This is a genomic window from Raoultibacter timonensis, from assembly GCF_022845715.1.
GTDB lineage: Bacteria > Actinomycetota > Coriobacteriia > Coriobacteriales > Eggerthellaceae > Raoultibacter > Raoultibacter timonensis.
In genome coordinates this window covers 1424744-1440041 of record NZ_AP025564.1, presented here as the reverse complement: position 1 = coordinate 1440041, position 15298 = coordinate 1424744, and the positions used below count along the sequence as shown (strand labels likewise).

General features: G+C 62.0%; 7 protein-coding genes. 2 read left to right on the top strand and 5 right to left on the bottom strand.

Annotated features, from left to right (window positions below; translation table 11 throughout):
* Window positions 1-39: 39 nt before the first annotated feature.
* On the top strand, window positions 40-1977 hold the full coding sequence (gene asnB, locus MWL89_RS05675) for an asparagine synthase (glutamine-hydrolyzing) (RefSeq protein ID WP_244412065.1): 1938 nt from the start codon (window positions 40-42) through the stop codon (window positions 1975-1977).
* A gap of 252 nt (window positions 1978-2229) precedes the next feature.
* Here asnB and MWL89_RS05670 read toward each other — a convergent pair whose 3' ends face one another.
* The 5 genes from MWL89_RS05670 to dnaE all read right to left on the bottom strand — a co-directional run bounded on the left by MWL89_RS05670 (window position 2230) and on the right by dnaE (window position 11557).
* Window positions 2230-3744 (bottom strand): SLC5/6 family protein, encoded by a 1515-nt coding sequence (locus MWL89_RS05670; protein WP_244412064.1) that lies wholly within the window; start codon window positions 3742-3744, stop codon window positions 2230-2232.
* A gap of 244 nt (window positions 3745-3988) precedes the next feature.
* Window positions 3989-6001, bottom strand: a complete 2013-nt coding sequence (arsS, locus tag MWL89_RS05665; protein WP_244412063.1) for an arsenosugar biosynthesis radical SAM (seleno)protein ArsS — start codon at window positions 5999-6001, stop codon at window positions 3989-3991.
* A gap of 87 nt (window positions 6002-6088) precedes the next feature.
* Window positions 6089-7084, bottom strand: a complete 996-nt coding sequence (locus MWL89_RS05660; protein WP_244412062.1) for a prolipoprotein diacylglyceryl transferase — start codon at window positions 7082-7084, stop codon at window positions 6089-6091.
* Window positions 7077-7886: a tRNA pseudouridine(38-40) synthase TruA gene (truA, locus tag MWL89_RS05655; RefSeq protein WP_341801947.1), complete on the bottom strand. Its 810-nt coding sequence runs from the start codon at window positions 7884-7886 to the stop codon at window positions 7077-7079. Before truA ends, MWL89_RS05660 begins: the two co-directional genes overlap by 8 nt.
* Before the next feature lie 209 nt (window positions 7887-8095).
* On the bottom strand, window positions 8096-11557 hold the full coding sequence (gene dnaE / locus MWL89_RS05650) for a DNA polymerase III subunit alpha (RefSeq protein ID WP_244412060.1): 3462 nt from the start codon (window positions 11555-11557) through the stop codon (window positions 8096-8098).
* Window positions 11558-11992: 435 nt separating this feature from the next.
* On the opposite strand from dnaE, the gene MWL89_RS05645 reads away from it, so the two are divergent.
* Window positions 11993-15136, top strand: coding sequence for an InlB B-repeat-containing protein (locus tag MWL89_RS05645; RefSeq protein ID WP_244412059.1), 3144 nt, complete (start codon window positions 11993-11995; stop codon window positions 15134-15136).
* Window positions 15137-15298: the final 162 nt, after the last annotated feature.

The following is a 15298-nucleotide window of genomic DNA, read 5'->3' as shown; positions in this document are numbered from 1 at the left end:
TGAAAACCCGAGGGCAATCGATTGCGAGGAACGACTACTATGTGCGGTATCTGCGGCTTCACCGGCGCTGGCGAAAACGATGCTTCCATCCTCAAATCCATGTGCGACATCATGGCCCATCGCGGCCCCGACGGCGAAGGCCAGTACATCGACACGGGAATCGCCCTCGGGCACCGGCGCCTCTCGCTCATCGACCTCGAAGGCGGCAACCAGCCCATGGTGCGCGCAAGCGGCAAGAAGGATGCCGCCGTCACCTCGCCGGTAACCGAACCCGCAAACGCCTACACCCGCGGCCAGTTCGCCATCGTGTTCAACGGCGAGATCTACAACTACCAAGATCTCCAAGCCGAGCTCAAGGCGCAGGGTTGGGAGTTCAAGACGAATTCCGATACCGAGGTGCTGCTCGTTTCCTACCTGGCCTGGGGCAAGGGCCTGCTCGAGAAGGTGCGCGGCATGTTCGCGTTCGCCATCTGGGATGCGAACAAGCAGGAGCTGTTCTGCGCGCGCGATTTCTTCGGCATCAAGCCGTTCTACTACACCGTTGCGGGCGGCTCGTTCATCTTCGCTTCCGAGATCAAGTGCATCCTCGAGCACCCCGCCTACGAACGAGAGCTCAACGAGGAGGCGCTCGAACAGTACTTGTGCTTCCAGTTCTCAGCGCTTCCCGAAACGTTTTTCAAAGGCATCTTCAAGCTCGCCCCCGCGCACTGCCTGACGGTGCGAGCCGACGGCTCGATCGAAGATGAGCGCTACTGGATTCCAACCTACGACTTCGACGAAAACCGCAGCCGCGAGGATACGGTCGAGGCCATCGACGAGGCCATGCACGATTCGGTGCGCTACCATAACGTCGCCGACGTGGAGGTGGGATCGTTCCTTTCCTCGGGCATCGATTCGAGTTACATGGCCGCCTGCCTTGCCGAAGAGAACCCCGCAATCAAGACGTTCACCGTAGGATTCGCCGAATACGAAGGTGCTAAAGACGAGATCGCGTGGGCGCGTGAACTGGCCGAACAGCTCGATATCGAGAACAACTCCAAAACCATCACCGAAGCCGAGTTCTGGGACGTGCTCGAGCGCGTGCAGTGGCACATGGACGAACCCTCCGCCGACCCGAGCGCCGTCGCGCTCTACTTCGTCGATCAGGAGGCCGCCAAGAAGGTGAAGGCGGTGCTTTCGGGCGAAGGCGCCGACGAGTTCTTCGGCGGCTACCGTATCTACCAGGTGCCGTTCTCCAACGAGAAGCTCTCCTGGTGCCCGAAGCCGCTGCTCAAGGGAGCGTCGCGAATCGCACGCACACTCGGCGTCCGCGGCGCGAACTACCTCGAGCGCGCATCGGAGACGGCCGAGGACTGGTACTACACGAACGCGAACGGCGTGGCGTTCTCGCCCGCCGAGCGCGCCGAGATCCTCAAGCGCCCGGTTGCGGGCCCCTCGCCCCAAGAGCTCACCGCGCCGGTCTACGCCGAAGTCGCCGCACTCGACGAGACGACGCGCATGCAGTACGTCGATCTGTACTTCTGGCTCGTAGGCGACATTCTCTTGAAAACCGACAAGATGTCGATGGCCCACTCGCTCGAGAGCCGCGTGCCGTTTTTGGACAGGCACGTCTGGAACGTGTCCCGCACGATTCCGACGCCGCTCAAAGCCGATGCCGAGCAGACCAAGATAACGCTGCGCGAAGCGGCCATGCGCACCATCCCTGCGGAATGGGCTCAGAAGGAGAAGCTCGGCTTCCCCGTCCCCGTGAAGTCGTGGCTCAAGCAGGACCGCTACTACGAGCAGGTGAAAGCCTGGTTCACAGGCGAGGAGGCCGCGCGGTTCTTCGAGGTCGACAAGCTCATGCGGCTGCTCGACGACCATCGGGCAGGCCTTGCCGACAACACGCGCAAGATCTGGATCGTCTACATGTTCCTCATGTGGTACAGGATCTTCTTTGTCGATCAGACCGTGCCCGAGAAGCCTGCGGTTTCGTAAGGGCCGCGCATCGCAATGGCGGCACCGGAACGTCCGAGCGGTCGTTGATCCGGGTCTTCCTTCGGACAACGGGGCGAGTTTTGCGAAATTTCGCCGTCGGCACAACCGTCGGAGGAGCCTGTGCTGCACGTAAGGGATGTCAGCCACGTCAGACGGAAGAAAATCGAGCCAGTTCGTTCGGCCAAGGCGAAGCGAAGCCTCCGAACCACGAACGATCCAGGGACTTCGCTGTATCGACAAAAAGCGAGCTTCTCACGCCCCCGTTGGAGCAAGTTCGTCGGCTTCCGGCATAGCTTCGCCGCAGCCGCCTTTGGCGCGTTCTGCATCAAGGCGGGCGAGCTCTTCCTTCGAGAGCCCCTTCCAGGTGGGCTCGACGCCGTTCTTCCTGTCCTTGGACTGCGATATCAGACCGGGAACGATATAGGCCGCCCAGCAGGCGATCGCACCCCACAGGTTCACGCCGAGGAAATTCGCGTACGTTCCCTGGCCGATGTTCATGAAACCGAGCGACGCAGGCGCGACCGTATCGACGATGCCGAGCACCATGCCGATCCAAAATGCCAGTTGGAAACCGACCTTCGTCGGCTTGACCACGCCGTGCATGAGAAAGATCGGGCCCAATCCCATGATCATCGTGCCCGAGATGGTGGTCGCCGCGATGATGTTGGCGCCCATGATCATCGGCAGGTTGCCCACAATGCCGAAGACGACCATGAAGATGATGCCGATGATACGCGGGTTCGTCTGGGGCGTCACGCCGAGAATGCCCGGAAGGTCACGCGCGGTCAGCTTCGCAAGCGAGCTGAACGTCGAATCGAGCGTCGAGCCCGCCGTAGCTATCATGATGACGGCCATCAGGAAAAACGCGACGATGCCGAGGCTCTGCGCCACCACCACCGGCGCACTCGAGCCCGCGATGCTCATCCCGTTGACGTAGGCGTGCACGCCGATCAGCGAGAAGAGCACGATCGCCACGAAGCCCAACAGCCCGGCCACCACGAACGACTTGAGCATCTTCTTCTCTTCGCAGATGAACCCGCGATCGGTGAGTACCGCATCGTGAAAGCCGTACGAAAGGCACTGGAGCCCCGCGCCTATGATGAAGTCGACACCGCCCTCGAGCGACCACACGCCCGAGGTGACGTAGTCGACGGGATTGTCCTGCGGCACGACCCAGACGAGCACGACGATGAGCAGCACGGCGAACAATGCGGCCTGGGCGATGTCGGTAATGATGGAGCCGCGCATACCGCCCCAGCAGCAATATCCCACCGTAATGGCAGTGAACAGCAGGGCTGCAACGATGAACGGCGCCGAACCCGAATCACCGTAGTAGGCGCCCACGACCGAGGTGTTCGACCACACCTCGTTGAAGAGGCGCACGAGGATGGCCGCCGAAAAGCAGAGCGCCGCCGCGACACCGTAGTGCTTCGTCAGAAAGCTCACCGTTCCCGTTGCCCCGAACCTGCGGCGCAAACGATAGAGGGCAAAACCGGTCAGGGGTATGCAGAGCCAGTACATGGCGTATCCGATGCCTCCGACAATGCCGAACTGCGCACCCATGTTGGCCGCATTGGTGACCGATTTCGCAAAGATCCATGCGATGAAGATGGATGCGGTTATCATCCACGGATTGGCGGCGCGTCCGTGCTTGTCTTCCCCTTTGAAGAACCCGCCCAAGCTGACGGTTTTCGGAGAAAGGAGAAACATGACGATGCCGTACACGATGAGAAATCCCCAGAAGAATATTCCGGTTGTCGAGTCCATTCCGTACATCCCTTCCTTATTGCTGCAGACTGGGATGAGCAGCCGTCATCGCGTTTCGGAAGCCCGACGCCGGATACCGCGAAAATCCGATCACGGCTGCTCATATTATTATTGGATTATATCTAATAATATTGTTTTGCCAATAGAAGATTACATCTTTTACGTGCTGCCGCCCATCCGCTTCGTACAGCGTGCGACGTGACTACCTCGAGCGCCGGTCCATCGCTCGCACCCGATTGAACGGCTATTCCTGAACGAGCGTTCCCCCGCAGCTCGATCCGAACCCCGCAGCGCACGCGTAACAATGGTTGCCGAATTCGATCGACCGGGTAAGCGGCAAAGCGGAATCGTCGGCATAATCGAAGATGGTCAGATCGCGCCCGTCGCGCTTCTGCACGATGCCGACGGCTTGGTTGAAATCGCAATCGTAGATGCGTCCGTCGTAGCCGACCGAGATCTGGTGGCGGCACATCATCGCCTCGCACGCTTCCGGGTTGAACGCGTCCATGAGCAGGTCCATGTAGCCGTCGAATCGATCGGTTGCCATAAGGTGGGCTCCGTAACGCCCGATCGGGTTGTTCGCAACAGCGAACAGCTTATCGAACACGATACCGAAATCCTTTGCGAGCCGATGCTTGTACACCCGCTCGAGTTCGTCCTGCTTCGGGGCGAGAACGGGCCATTGGGGATTGAACACCAGATCGAGCACCAGCCCCTCCCCGTTTCCGTACCCCTTCTCGTTAAGCCGCCTCAGCACGTCGAGCGATCCGGTGAACGCCCGCGCACCGCGCTGCTTATCCACCTGCGCGGCACTGACGTTCGGCAGCGACGCGACCACCTCGATGCCGAGCTCCGCATACCGGTCAATCAGATGCCCGAAGCCCGGTTCAAGCAGAATGACCAGATTGCTCCTCACCATGACGTGCCCGACGCGCCGGGCCGCCTCGCGGATGAACCACTCGAAATCGGGGTTCATTTCGGGTGCGCCGCCGGTTATGTCGAGCGTCTCGATGCCGCGAGACTCCATCACGTCGAGAATCGCATCCATGCATGCGCGGCTCATCAGCTCGGTTCTGCCCGGCCCCGCTTCGACATGGCAATGCTCGCAGGCGAGATTGCACAACTTGCCGATATTCGCCTGCAAGACGCTTAACCGAGGCGCGGTTTTCAGATGATCGGGTTCGAGCATGTCTTCGAAGTACATGAGTCGCGCGAGCGCCAGCTCGACGTCATGCGCCGTCGCCCGCGTCCGAGGACGGCGAGACTCCGCCCGATACGTCGGACGAACCGAAAAACCGCCGAGAAGGGCATCTTCGATGTAGTCGTCGGGACCCGCCACGATGCGGTCCCTGTACGAAACGGCCGCCGGGCTGGTTTCCGACCACAATCCATCGAACCATTTCACGTAAGCATCCTGATCGTACCTGAGCGGCACGGCCTCGATGTAGAGCCCCTCGTATTCAGCGCCGAACAGCGCGTCGGCTGCGGGGGTCGTCGCAATGCGGGTAGCGATGCCGAAGTTCTGGCCGGCGAAGTTGGGCAACCCCGCCGCCCCGTTGTTGATCACGACGCCGTCGGCAAGAGCCATCGCAACCGGCGAGCACGTATGCGTTGCGGCAAACACATCGATACCGCTTTCCCGCATCCATCGCGACAGCTCGTCTTGTCTGATGGGATCCTGCAGCGATTCGCGCGAGCATCCCCAACCCCCGATAAGCCGCTCGTCACCATGCGTGATTCCGACCGTCCGCGATCCGACCTTCGCCGTCAAGGCGGCAGGGCGGTCCTGAAGCATATCGCGAAGTTCGGGGCGGTGGAACAGCGCCGTCGACAGCATCTTGTGAATGCGGTTCGAGCGGCTGACATCGGCATCCGACGTGCAATCGGGATACGAACAACCGCATCCCACGCCGATGTCGGTCTCCCTGCGAAGCTCCGCCTCGACGTTGCCCGCAAGCGGCACGTAGCGCGCTGCACGGCGTTCGACGATCTCGAAGTTCTCGGCCGTTTGATCGAACCAGTGAACGTCGCCGTTCAAAACCGCGCGAACCTCCCCCGACTCAGCCGAAACAAGGGCATCGAGCGCATCGAGTGCGAACGGATTGCCGTACACGCCCCCCACGACGAAAAGTGTGTCGCAGGAAAACGCGGGTTCGGCTCGAAACAGGCTCGGATCAAGCCGGTAGTCGATCGGACAGACCCTGCCCGCATCCTTGAAGTTGCGTCGTTTGCCGCCTGCCGTAGAACAGCCGCTCATGAAAATCTCCTTGCGTTTGAGCATCGGCGCTACGCGCCATAGTGGTGGTTCGATTAATATGAGATTACAGCAAGTATTTGACTATGTCTATGCGAATCTCGAAGGATCCACGGCGACGAGATGCCCATCGGCATCCTCGTACAGACACAGGCTCCCCTTCTTGTTCGAATAGAGGTGTTTGAACCGCGCGAAATCCTGAGGGGATTGCCCCGGAGCAGCTTCCTCGGACCGGCCGTCCGCCGTTTGCTCAGATCGACCCGCTGAGCACGGATCGATGGAATCGGGGGGTTCCGACGCGCTTTCCTCGGCTTGCATCGAAGCAAATTCCGCCTGCACCTGCGGTTTCGCTCCCCTTAATTCGTCGAGGCTCGTTGCATCCTGCCCCAAAGCGGGGGTGGCGATCTGCTCGAAACCGAATACCGCATCGTCTGCGGGACGAGCGGTCGGAATGCTGAAGGCCTCCGCATCGCGCTGCTCTCGCTGGGCGCGCTTCTCGGCGCGGCGCTTCTTCCTGAGCATGCCCTTGGTCTCGATGAAGGACCCGTCGATAACGGATGCTTCGGGCGCAATCGCTTCGGGGGCGGTCCCCCCGGAAGCGGAAGCGGCGGGATCCGCCGTCGGCTTCGGCTCGGCGTCCTCGCACGCGCAATACGCATCACACGCCGCATCGGACGATATGCGAGCACCCGGCTCAGGCTGCAGAGGATCCGTCGATGCGAATACGCGCGAATCGGACTTTGCGCCATCCGCCGCCGACGGCTGCTCGCCCGCGGACGAAAGATCGCCCGCCGCCATCTCGTTCAGGTAGCGATCACCCTGCTGGATCTCGATTCCCGAGGGTATGACCTGACCTGTCATGCTTTCAGCAGCAACGCCGAACTTGTCGAGCACCCACGAGTTGGTGCGCGCAATGGAAAGCAGCTCGCGCGCCCACTCCAGACGCTGTTCCTCGGTATGGTCGACCTGCAGGAGCTTGGCTATCTCCGTCACACGGCCCCACGACATGGCATCGACGTCTTCTTTCATGGACACGATCCTATCGGCCTCGCGCATGATCTGCTGTTCGGCGCTTTTCCTAAACACGGTCTTCCTCTTTTCGCATAGGCACCGACGCGGCCGAGCCGTAATCGACGCGCCAGAAAACGAGTCCCGCAGCCGGAGCGTTCTCTCCCGCCGCGCAACGATCGCGCGCCTCGAGAACCTCGCCGACCCACGAAGGGTTGCGACGGCCCGCGCCCACCGCAACGAGCGTGCCCACGATCGTTCGGACCATGGAGTGGAGAAACGCGTTGCCGATCACCTTGACAACCACAACTTCTTCGCCGAGCAGCTCTTCGCGGTCGATCGCAATTTTGAAAACGTTTCTGCAGGTCGGCTTCCCCTCAGCCGATGCCGCCATGCAGAAGCTCTTGAAATCATGCTCCCCCACAAGATAAGACGAGCCTTCGACCATTGCTTCGATATCGAGTGGCCGCTTCAGGTGCCACACGCGGTCGGAAACGAGTACCGGGCGGTCCGCTCCCTCGTATATGAAGTACCGGTACTCCCGCGAAACGGCATCGAAGCGCGCCGAGAAGCCGAAGGGCGCCTCCTTTATGCGCTTGACCGCCACACGATCGTCGATGAGGGCGTTCAGCGAGCGCGCCAACGCGGAAAGCGGGCGCGACGCAAACTCGTCTCCGCTTAAATCGAAGCTGACAACCTGACCGCGCGCATGCACGCCCGCATCGGTTCTACCGGCGCAGGTGGTTTCAACGGGCCGGCCGTACAAAAGAGCGAGCGAGTCCTCGATCGACCCCTGCACAGTCAGCTGCCCCGGCTGGCGGGCAAAACCCGAGAACGGAGCCCCGTCATAGGAGACCTCGAGCGCAACCGTATGTTCCATAACGTTTTCCATATCCTTCCAGTATAGAAGAAACGGCTGCCCCACATAGCGGAACAGCCGAATCGTCAGCATTTTGTGATGGCAGCGATGCCAATATACCCGCACACGGCTCTCGAAGACCCGAACAGCGCCGCTCGACACGCGCCGGCGAGGGGCGTATTCGATCCCGCCCGCGCACGACCGACGCCCGGCATCGGGCGCACAGCGACCTACGACGCCATCCAGACCGGCTTTCCGAACAGATCCTGAATCTCGGAACGCATGACCTGGCTGCGGGCGTCCACGGTAACGGGAAGCTCCGCCCTGAACTTTCGCCCGTCGGCCTGGCTGATGAACAGCACCACCCCGTCGCGACCCGGATATGATTTCAGGATGCGGTTCAAGCGCATCGACGTGTTCTGGTCGAAATCCGACGAGGCGATCTTCAGCTCGAGATGCGAGGGGCGCACATCGTCCTCCGAAAGCTCGATGACCTCCATCTCGTAGGCGATGAGCTGGTTGCCGCGATCGCTGTGCTCGAACTTGCCCTTCACCTTGACGATCGCGTCTTCCTGGATCGCCTCGGCGTTGTCGTCGTACTTGAAGCAGATGGCGTCCACATGCCCCGTCGTATCCTCGAGCGTGAACGTGGCCATCTTCGTGCCGCGCTTCGTGAGCTTGGTCACGACGGTCGACACCATGCCGACGAACGTCGCGCTCGCGATATCCTTCTCGCGATCGGCCAGGTCGCCCAGCGAGAATTTCGTCATGCTGGAGATGAGCCCCTCGTACGGGCGCAGCGGATGGTCGGACACGTAGATCTTGAGGATCTCCTTCTCGTAGGCGAGCTTGGTGCGCTTGTCCCATTCGACGTTGTCTGGCTCGGGAATCTCCTCCTTGAAATCCGAATCGGGGTCGTCGGCGAACAGGTCGAACATGCTCACCTGTCCCATATCGCGGTCCTTCTGCCGCTTCGAGGCGCCCTCGAGCAGCGGCGTCTCCTCGATGAAGTACATGAGCTGCTTGCGGGTGTACCCCGTCGAATCGAACGCGCCGGCCTTGATGAGCGCTTCGAGCGTCTTGCGGTTGTAGGCCTTCGAATCCATGCGGTTCACGAAATCGTGGAGCGACGAGAACCTTCCGCCCTTCTCGCGCTCGCGGATGATCTCCTCGGCCACCTTCTCGCCGACGCCGCGCACGCCCGCCAAGCCGAAGACCACGCCTTCGTCGGTCGGCGTGAACTCGAGGTTCGACGCGTTGATGTCGGGGGGCAAAACCGGGATGCCCGAACGGTTGCAGCTGGCAATGTACTTGATCAGGCGGTCCGAGTTGCCCATGTAGGACGAAAGCACAGCGGCCATGAAGTCGTGTGGGTAGTACGCCTTCAAAAACGCCGTGCGCATGACCAGGATGGCGTAGGCCGCCGAGTGCGACTTGTTGAACGCGTACTTGGCGAACTTCTCGGCGTCTTCCCAGATCTGCTTGGCGATATCGAGCGAGAAGCCGTTCTCGACCGCGCCGTTGTTCCAGTCTTCCTGGAGCTGGCGCATGATGTCGAGCTTCTTCTTGCCCATGGCCTTGCGCAGCTTGTCGGCCTTGCCCGCCGAGAACCCGCTCATGGCCATGGAAATCTGCATGATCTGTTCCTGGTAGACCATGGTGCCGTAGGTTTCCTCGAGGATCGGGCGCAGGCGGTCGTCGTAGTAGTGGACCGACGTCTTGCCGCTCGCCACCTTGATGTAGTCGTCGACCATGCCCGACTCGAGCGGGCCCGGACGGTTGAGCGCGATCGAAGCGACGATGTCGGAGAAGCGCTTCGGGGGAAGGCGCGCGAACAGGCTCACGTACAGGGCGCCCTCCACCTGGAAGAGCCCGTCCATGTTGCCCGAACGCATGAGCTCGAACGCCTTCTCGTCGTTGATCGGGATCTCCTCGGGCACGATATGCTCGCCGAAGCGCGCCTCGATGTTGCGGCAAGCGCGGCTGATAACGCCGAGCGTGCGCAGGCCGAGGAAGTCCATCTTGAGAAGGCCCAGATCGGGCGTGTAGTGCCCATCGTATTGCGTGATGATGCCGCCGCCCTTGGTGTCGCGCTTCATGGGAACGTGGTCGGCCATCGGATCGCGGCAGATGATCGTCGCACACGCGTGCACGCCTTCGCCGCGGACGTGGCCCTCGATGGAAAGGGCTGCGTCGAGCACCTGCTTGACGTCTTCCTCCGTCGAATAGGCCTTCTTGAGGTCGGGGTTCTTCGCGAGGGCGTCGCTGATCGTGATGCCGAGCTCGTCGCCGATGAGCTTGGCGATGCGGTCGCCTACGCCGTAGGGGTAGTCGAGCACGCGCGCGGCGTCGCGCACGGCGTTCTTCGCCTGCAGCTTGCCGAACGTGATGACGCCCGACACGTGATCCTCGCCGTACACTTCCTTGATGTGCTCGATGACCTCGCCACGGCGCTCGTCCTCGAAGTCGACGTCGATATCGGGCATCTCCACGCGCTCAGGCGAAAGGAAGCGCTCGAACAGAAGCCCGTTCGAAAGCGGGTCGAGGTCGGTGATGCCCATCGCGTAGGCCACGATGGCGCCAGCGGCCGAACCGCGGCCGGGGCCGACGCCGATGCCCTGGCTTCGCGCCCATTCGATGTACTCCTGCACGATGAGGAAGTAGGCCGGGAAGCCCTGCTGGATGATGATGCCGGCCTCGTAGTCGGCGCGCTCCTGCGCCTCGGCGGGTATGGGCTCGCCGTAGCGCTTGACGAGGCCCTCCTGGATGCGCTTCTTGAAGTAGCTCTCCTCGGTCTCGCCCTCGGGCAAGGGGAAGCGCGGCAGGATCGAATCGCGCTCCAGCACGACATCGCACTTCTCCGCAACCTCGACGGTGGTGTCGCACGCCTCGGGGAAATCCTTGAGGGCTTCGCGCATCTCCTCTTCGGTCTTCATGTAGAACTGATCGTTCTCGAACTTCATGCGGTTCGTATCGTTGACCGCCGAGCCGGTGCCGATGCACAGCATGATGTCCTGCGCGCGCGCATCCTCCTGCACGAGGTAATGGAAGTCGTTCGTGGCGATGGTCTTGAGGCCCGCCGTCTGCGCGACCTTCGTAAGCTGGTGGTTGAGCTCGGTCTGCGTAAGGCCTGCGTCGGTTACGATGCCCTGGTTCTGCAGCTCGATGTAGAAATCGCCCGGCTCGAAGCAGCTCGCGAACTTCTTGGCCCATTCGACCGCATCGTCGAACCGGCGGTCGTCGAGCATCTTCGGGATGATGCCCGCGATGCACGCGCTCGAGCCGATGATGCCCTTGCCGTACTTCTCGAGCATCGAGAACGTGGTGCGCGGTTTGTAGTAGAAGTTATCGACGTGCGACTCGGATACGAGGCGCACGAGGTTGTGGTACCCCTCGTTCGTCTTGGCGAGCAGCAGCAGATGGTAGAGCTTCGGCTTGGTGTCCTTCCGCAGCTCCTCGTCGGTCGTGAAGTACACCTCGCACCCGTAGATGGGCTTGACGCGGATGCCGGTCTCGGCCTCGACGGCATCGCACGCATCGCACAGCTCGGGGACGCCGCTCATGACGCCGTGGTCGGTGACGGCAACGGCGGGCATGCCGAGTTCGGCGGCGCGGCGCACCATATCTTTGATGTGCGTTGCGCCGTCGAGCAGGGAGTATTCGGTGTGATTGTGCAGGTGAACGAATGCCATATCTTGTGCCTCTGTAAATTCTCGCATGCCTTCTCTGGTGTCGTCACCATGATAGCAGCTTACCGTCGCAACCGCTGAGGATAAAGCGTGGATTTTTATCCGATCAACCGATGGCGCAAGGCGCTCGACAGCATAGCGTATCCCAACCGGCATCCGCCCGGCTGCCGAGAGAGGAGCGCGCCCAACCGACAACGTGCCCTTGCCGGCAGTGATGCCCTGCCCATCCGATCCCGGATCCCAACGCCCGCTTCCGCGTTGCGGTCTTCCCCTTCATCATGATATATAGTTTATTATATTACTTTCTCTATTTCATAACCCCATTTCAGATGTTGATTTGTGGCAAACTATGAAACATCTTGCCTTTATATATGCAAGATGTTATATTCTTCGCTTGTGCATGCACAGCATGCGGTGTACATACGACGAAGGAGACACATGCCAACGATCAAACGACCCCCAAAGCTCCTCCTCATAGCCCTTGCTGCAATGCTTGCATTCTGGGGCGTTTCCGGCGGATCCGCACTGGCCTCGACCGATGCGCCGGCGGCTCCGAACCCCTCGGCAACCGAGGAAGCAGCGCTCGGCGAACAGGCTGAAGGCGAACCGGGCGAAGCAGAAGACGATACAACCGAGAACCCGTCCGGCGAGACGGCGCTTGACCCCGAGCAGGCACCGCCTGCCGACAGCGCTCCAGGCATCGATGCGGAAGGCCTTGCCGGCACCGCCGAGGCGAACTCGAACGAAGCGACGGCCTTGGCCGCAGACGAAGACCAGACAGGCACCGAAGCCGAACTGCGCGCCGAGCCCATCTCGGTCACCAACCAGACCGAGCTCCAAGACGCCATGTGGGACATCCCCGTCGGCACGGCAGGTACCATCGAGCTGCAGAACAGCTTTACCATATCGGGCACCATCGACGCCCCCTTCAATCGGGTCGTCACATTGACCTCGAAAGACGGCAACACCTTTACCATCACGCAGGCAACGGCGAATGCGCGCCATTTCAAAGTCGACGGCAGCAGCTCCACCTACAACATGTCGCTCATCCTCGAGAACGTCGTGCTCGACGGCGGCACCGTCGGCGGCGGCGTGCTCGTCGACGGCAAAAGGGGCACGCTCACCCTGAAGGCGGGCGCCACGATCCAGAACTGCACGAGCAACGTCGCCGGCGGCGCCGTGCGCGTGAATCGCGGTGCACTCGTGATCGAAGGCGGCACCGTCAGCAACAACAAGAGCACGATCAGCGACCGCAGCGTCGGGGGCGGCGGCATATACGTAACCGACGGCTCCCTTACGATGTCGAGCGGACTGGTCGGCAGCAACACCGCAGGCAACGGCGGCGGCATCAACCTCGTGAGCAGCTCCACCTTCACCATGACGGGCGGTACTATCAGCAACAACACGAGCACCGTCAACCAAGGCGGCGGCGTACTCGTTGCGGGAGGCAGCTCGTTTACCATGAGCGGCGAAAGCCTTATCGAGAAAAACGAGAGCGACCGCGGCGCGGGCGTCAACGTGCTGCAGGACGGATCGTCCTTCACCATGAACAGCGGAACGATACGCGCGAACATCGCCGGCATCCATGGCGGCGGCGTGCTTGTGAACGGCGCCGGCAGCTTCATCATGAACGGCGGCGTCATCGGCGGCGACAGCGCTGCCGACGCCAACACGGCGGAATCGGGCGGCGGCGTGTGCCTGTACGCCGACTGGTCGGGTCGCGACATAACGTTCACCATGACAGGCGAGAGCCTCATCAAGAACAACACCGCCGAGCAGGGCGGCGGCCTCAACCGCTACAATACGGCGAGCGCGACCATCGAAATGCGCGACAACGCAACGATCACCGAGAACCATGCGGATGTCGGCGGCGGCGTGTACACGAGCGGCGGAACCAAGACCACCTTCGACATGTACGGAAAGAGCTCGATCCACCACAACACCGCAGTTCGCAGCGGGGGCGGCGTCGATTCGATCTCCACCGAGTTCACGATGCACGACCAAACCTCCATCCGCCACAACACCGCAGGGGGCTGGGGCGGCGGCATCGCCTGCTGGAGCAACGAGCTGTTTACCATGAACGACGAAAGCTCGGTGCACCACAACGCGACCACCTCGAGCGGCGGCGGGGTTTCGGTATCCAACCGAGCGGGCATGGTCATGAACGACCAGGCGACCGTCGTCGACAACACGGCGGCGGAAAACGGCGGAGGCATCTTCACCGAGTACTCGGCCGCCACAACAACGAACCCCTCATCGCTCGTCATGAACGGCGGTACGGTTGCGCGCAACACCGCGCTCGGCTCGGTTAAGGGCGGCGGGGGCATCTTCTTCGACGGCCAGTCGGATCGAAGCGTCACACTCACCATCGGCGGCGACGCGGTCATCGTCGACAACGCGGCGCCCAACGGCCACGGCGGCGGCATCTACAGCAACGAGCCGTACTGGGGCCAGATGGTCATCGGGTCCGACACCGTATTCGAGCGCAACACCGCTTCTGCTGCCTACATCCCGCCGACGACGGTGTTCGACGACTACCCCTCGATCGAGTTCGCGAGCATCAGCATCGGCGGCCTCGTTCCCTACCACCCGCTCAACAACTACGACATCAACTTCACCGGCGGCACCCCCACGAACGTCTACCGCGTGACGTATTACGGCAACGGCAACGACGGCGGCGAAGCTCCGCCGAGCCAGCTCTACGCTGCGGGTGTCACCGTAACGGTGTCCGACGAGGGTACGCTCACCTTGACCGACCACGACTTTCTCGGATGGAACACCTCCTCTACCGCAACCGATGCGGAGTACGAGGCAACCGACACGTTCCCCATGCCGGCACGAGACGTGGACCTCTACGCCGTCTGGAAGGCGACGCCCCCGACGCTCTACACGGTGACCTACCACGGAAACGGCCATAGCGCGGGCGACCCGCACCCGAGCGCGCAGTACGCCGCAGGAACGCCCGTCACCGTACTCGACGAGAACACGCTTGAGCGCACCGACCACGAGTTCCTTGGATGGCACACCGACCCGACGAGCGAGACGGCTCTGTACTCGCCCACCGGCATGTTCAACATGCCTGCCAACGATGTCGACCTCCACGCCATCTGGAAGGCCAAGGCTCCCGTCCTCTATACCGTAACTTACCACGGAAACGGCCACAGCGCGGGCGACGCGCCCGCAAGCAGCCAGCATGCCGCAGGGGACACGGTCACGGTATCCGGCAAGAACACGCTCGTGCGCGACGGCTACGAGTTCGTCGGATGGCACACCGACCCGGCGAGCGCAACGGCGCTGTACGGCCCCGGTGGTACGTTCCCCATGCCGGCCAACGACGTGGATCTCTATGCCATCTGGAAGGCGATCGACCCCAGCGGCCCGCAGGACCCCGATCCGAAAGATCCCGAGAAGCCCGGAAGCGACCCCTCAGGCAAGACGCCGACCTCGAGCAAAACGGGAAGCTACGCAAAGATGGCTCGGACAGGCGACGAGATGAGCATGCTCCTCTTCGCGGCCGCAGCATGCGCGAGCTTGCTTGTAGGCGGCGGAGCCTACGCGATGGCAAGGCGCCGCAACCACTAGATCGGACCCCAATCGGCAGCCCGGCAAAACGCAGGCAACGTCAAGGAGCCGCAGCATGCACGCTGCGGCTCCTTTCGTTCGCACGAGAAGCACCGTCGAGTCGAGGGATGCCGGACCCAAGCGGTGCGCCGAACGCCGAGGGCGCGCCCGTTTGAGCGAGCC

What these genes read in the sequence shown, in the direction of transcription:
- asnB (WP_244412065.1), top strand. Translation starts at nt 40, where the DNA reads ATGTGCGGTATCTGCGGCTTCACCGGCGCTGGCGAAAACGATGCTTCC.
- dnaE (WP_244412060.1), bottom strand. Translation starts at nt 11,557, where the DNA reads ATGGCATTCGTTCACCTGCACAATCACACCGAATACTCCCTGCTCGAC.
- MWL89_RS05645 (WP_244412059.1), top strand. Translation starts at nt 11,993, where the DNA reads ATGCCAACGATCAAACGACCCCCAAAGCTCCTCCTCATAGCCCTTGCT.
- truA (WP_341801947.1), bottom strand. Translation starts at nt 7,886, where the DNA reads ATGGAACATACGGTTGCGCTCGAGGTCTCCTATGACGGGGCTCCGTTC.
- MWL89_RS05670 (WP_244412064.1), bottom strand. Translation starts at nt 3,744, where the DNA reads ATGGACTCGACAACCGGAATATTCTTCTGGGGATTTCTCATCGTGTAC.
- arsS (WP_244412063.1), bottom strand. Translation starts at nt 6,001, where the DNA reads ATGAGCGGCTGTTCTACGGCAGGCGGCAAACGACGCAACTTCAAGGAT.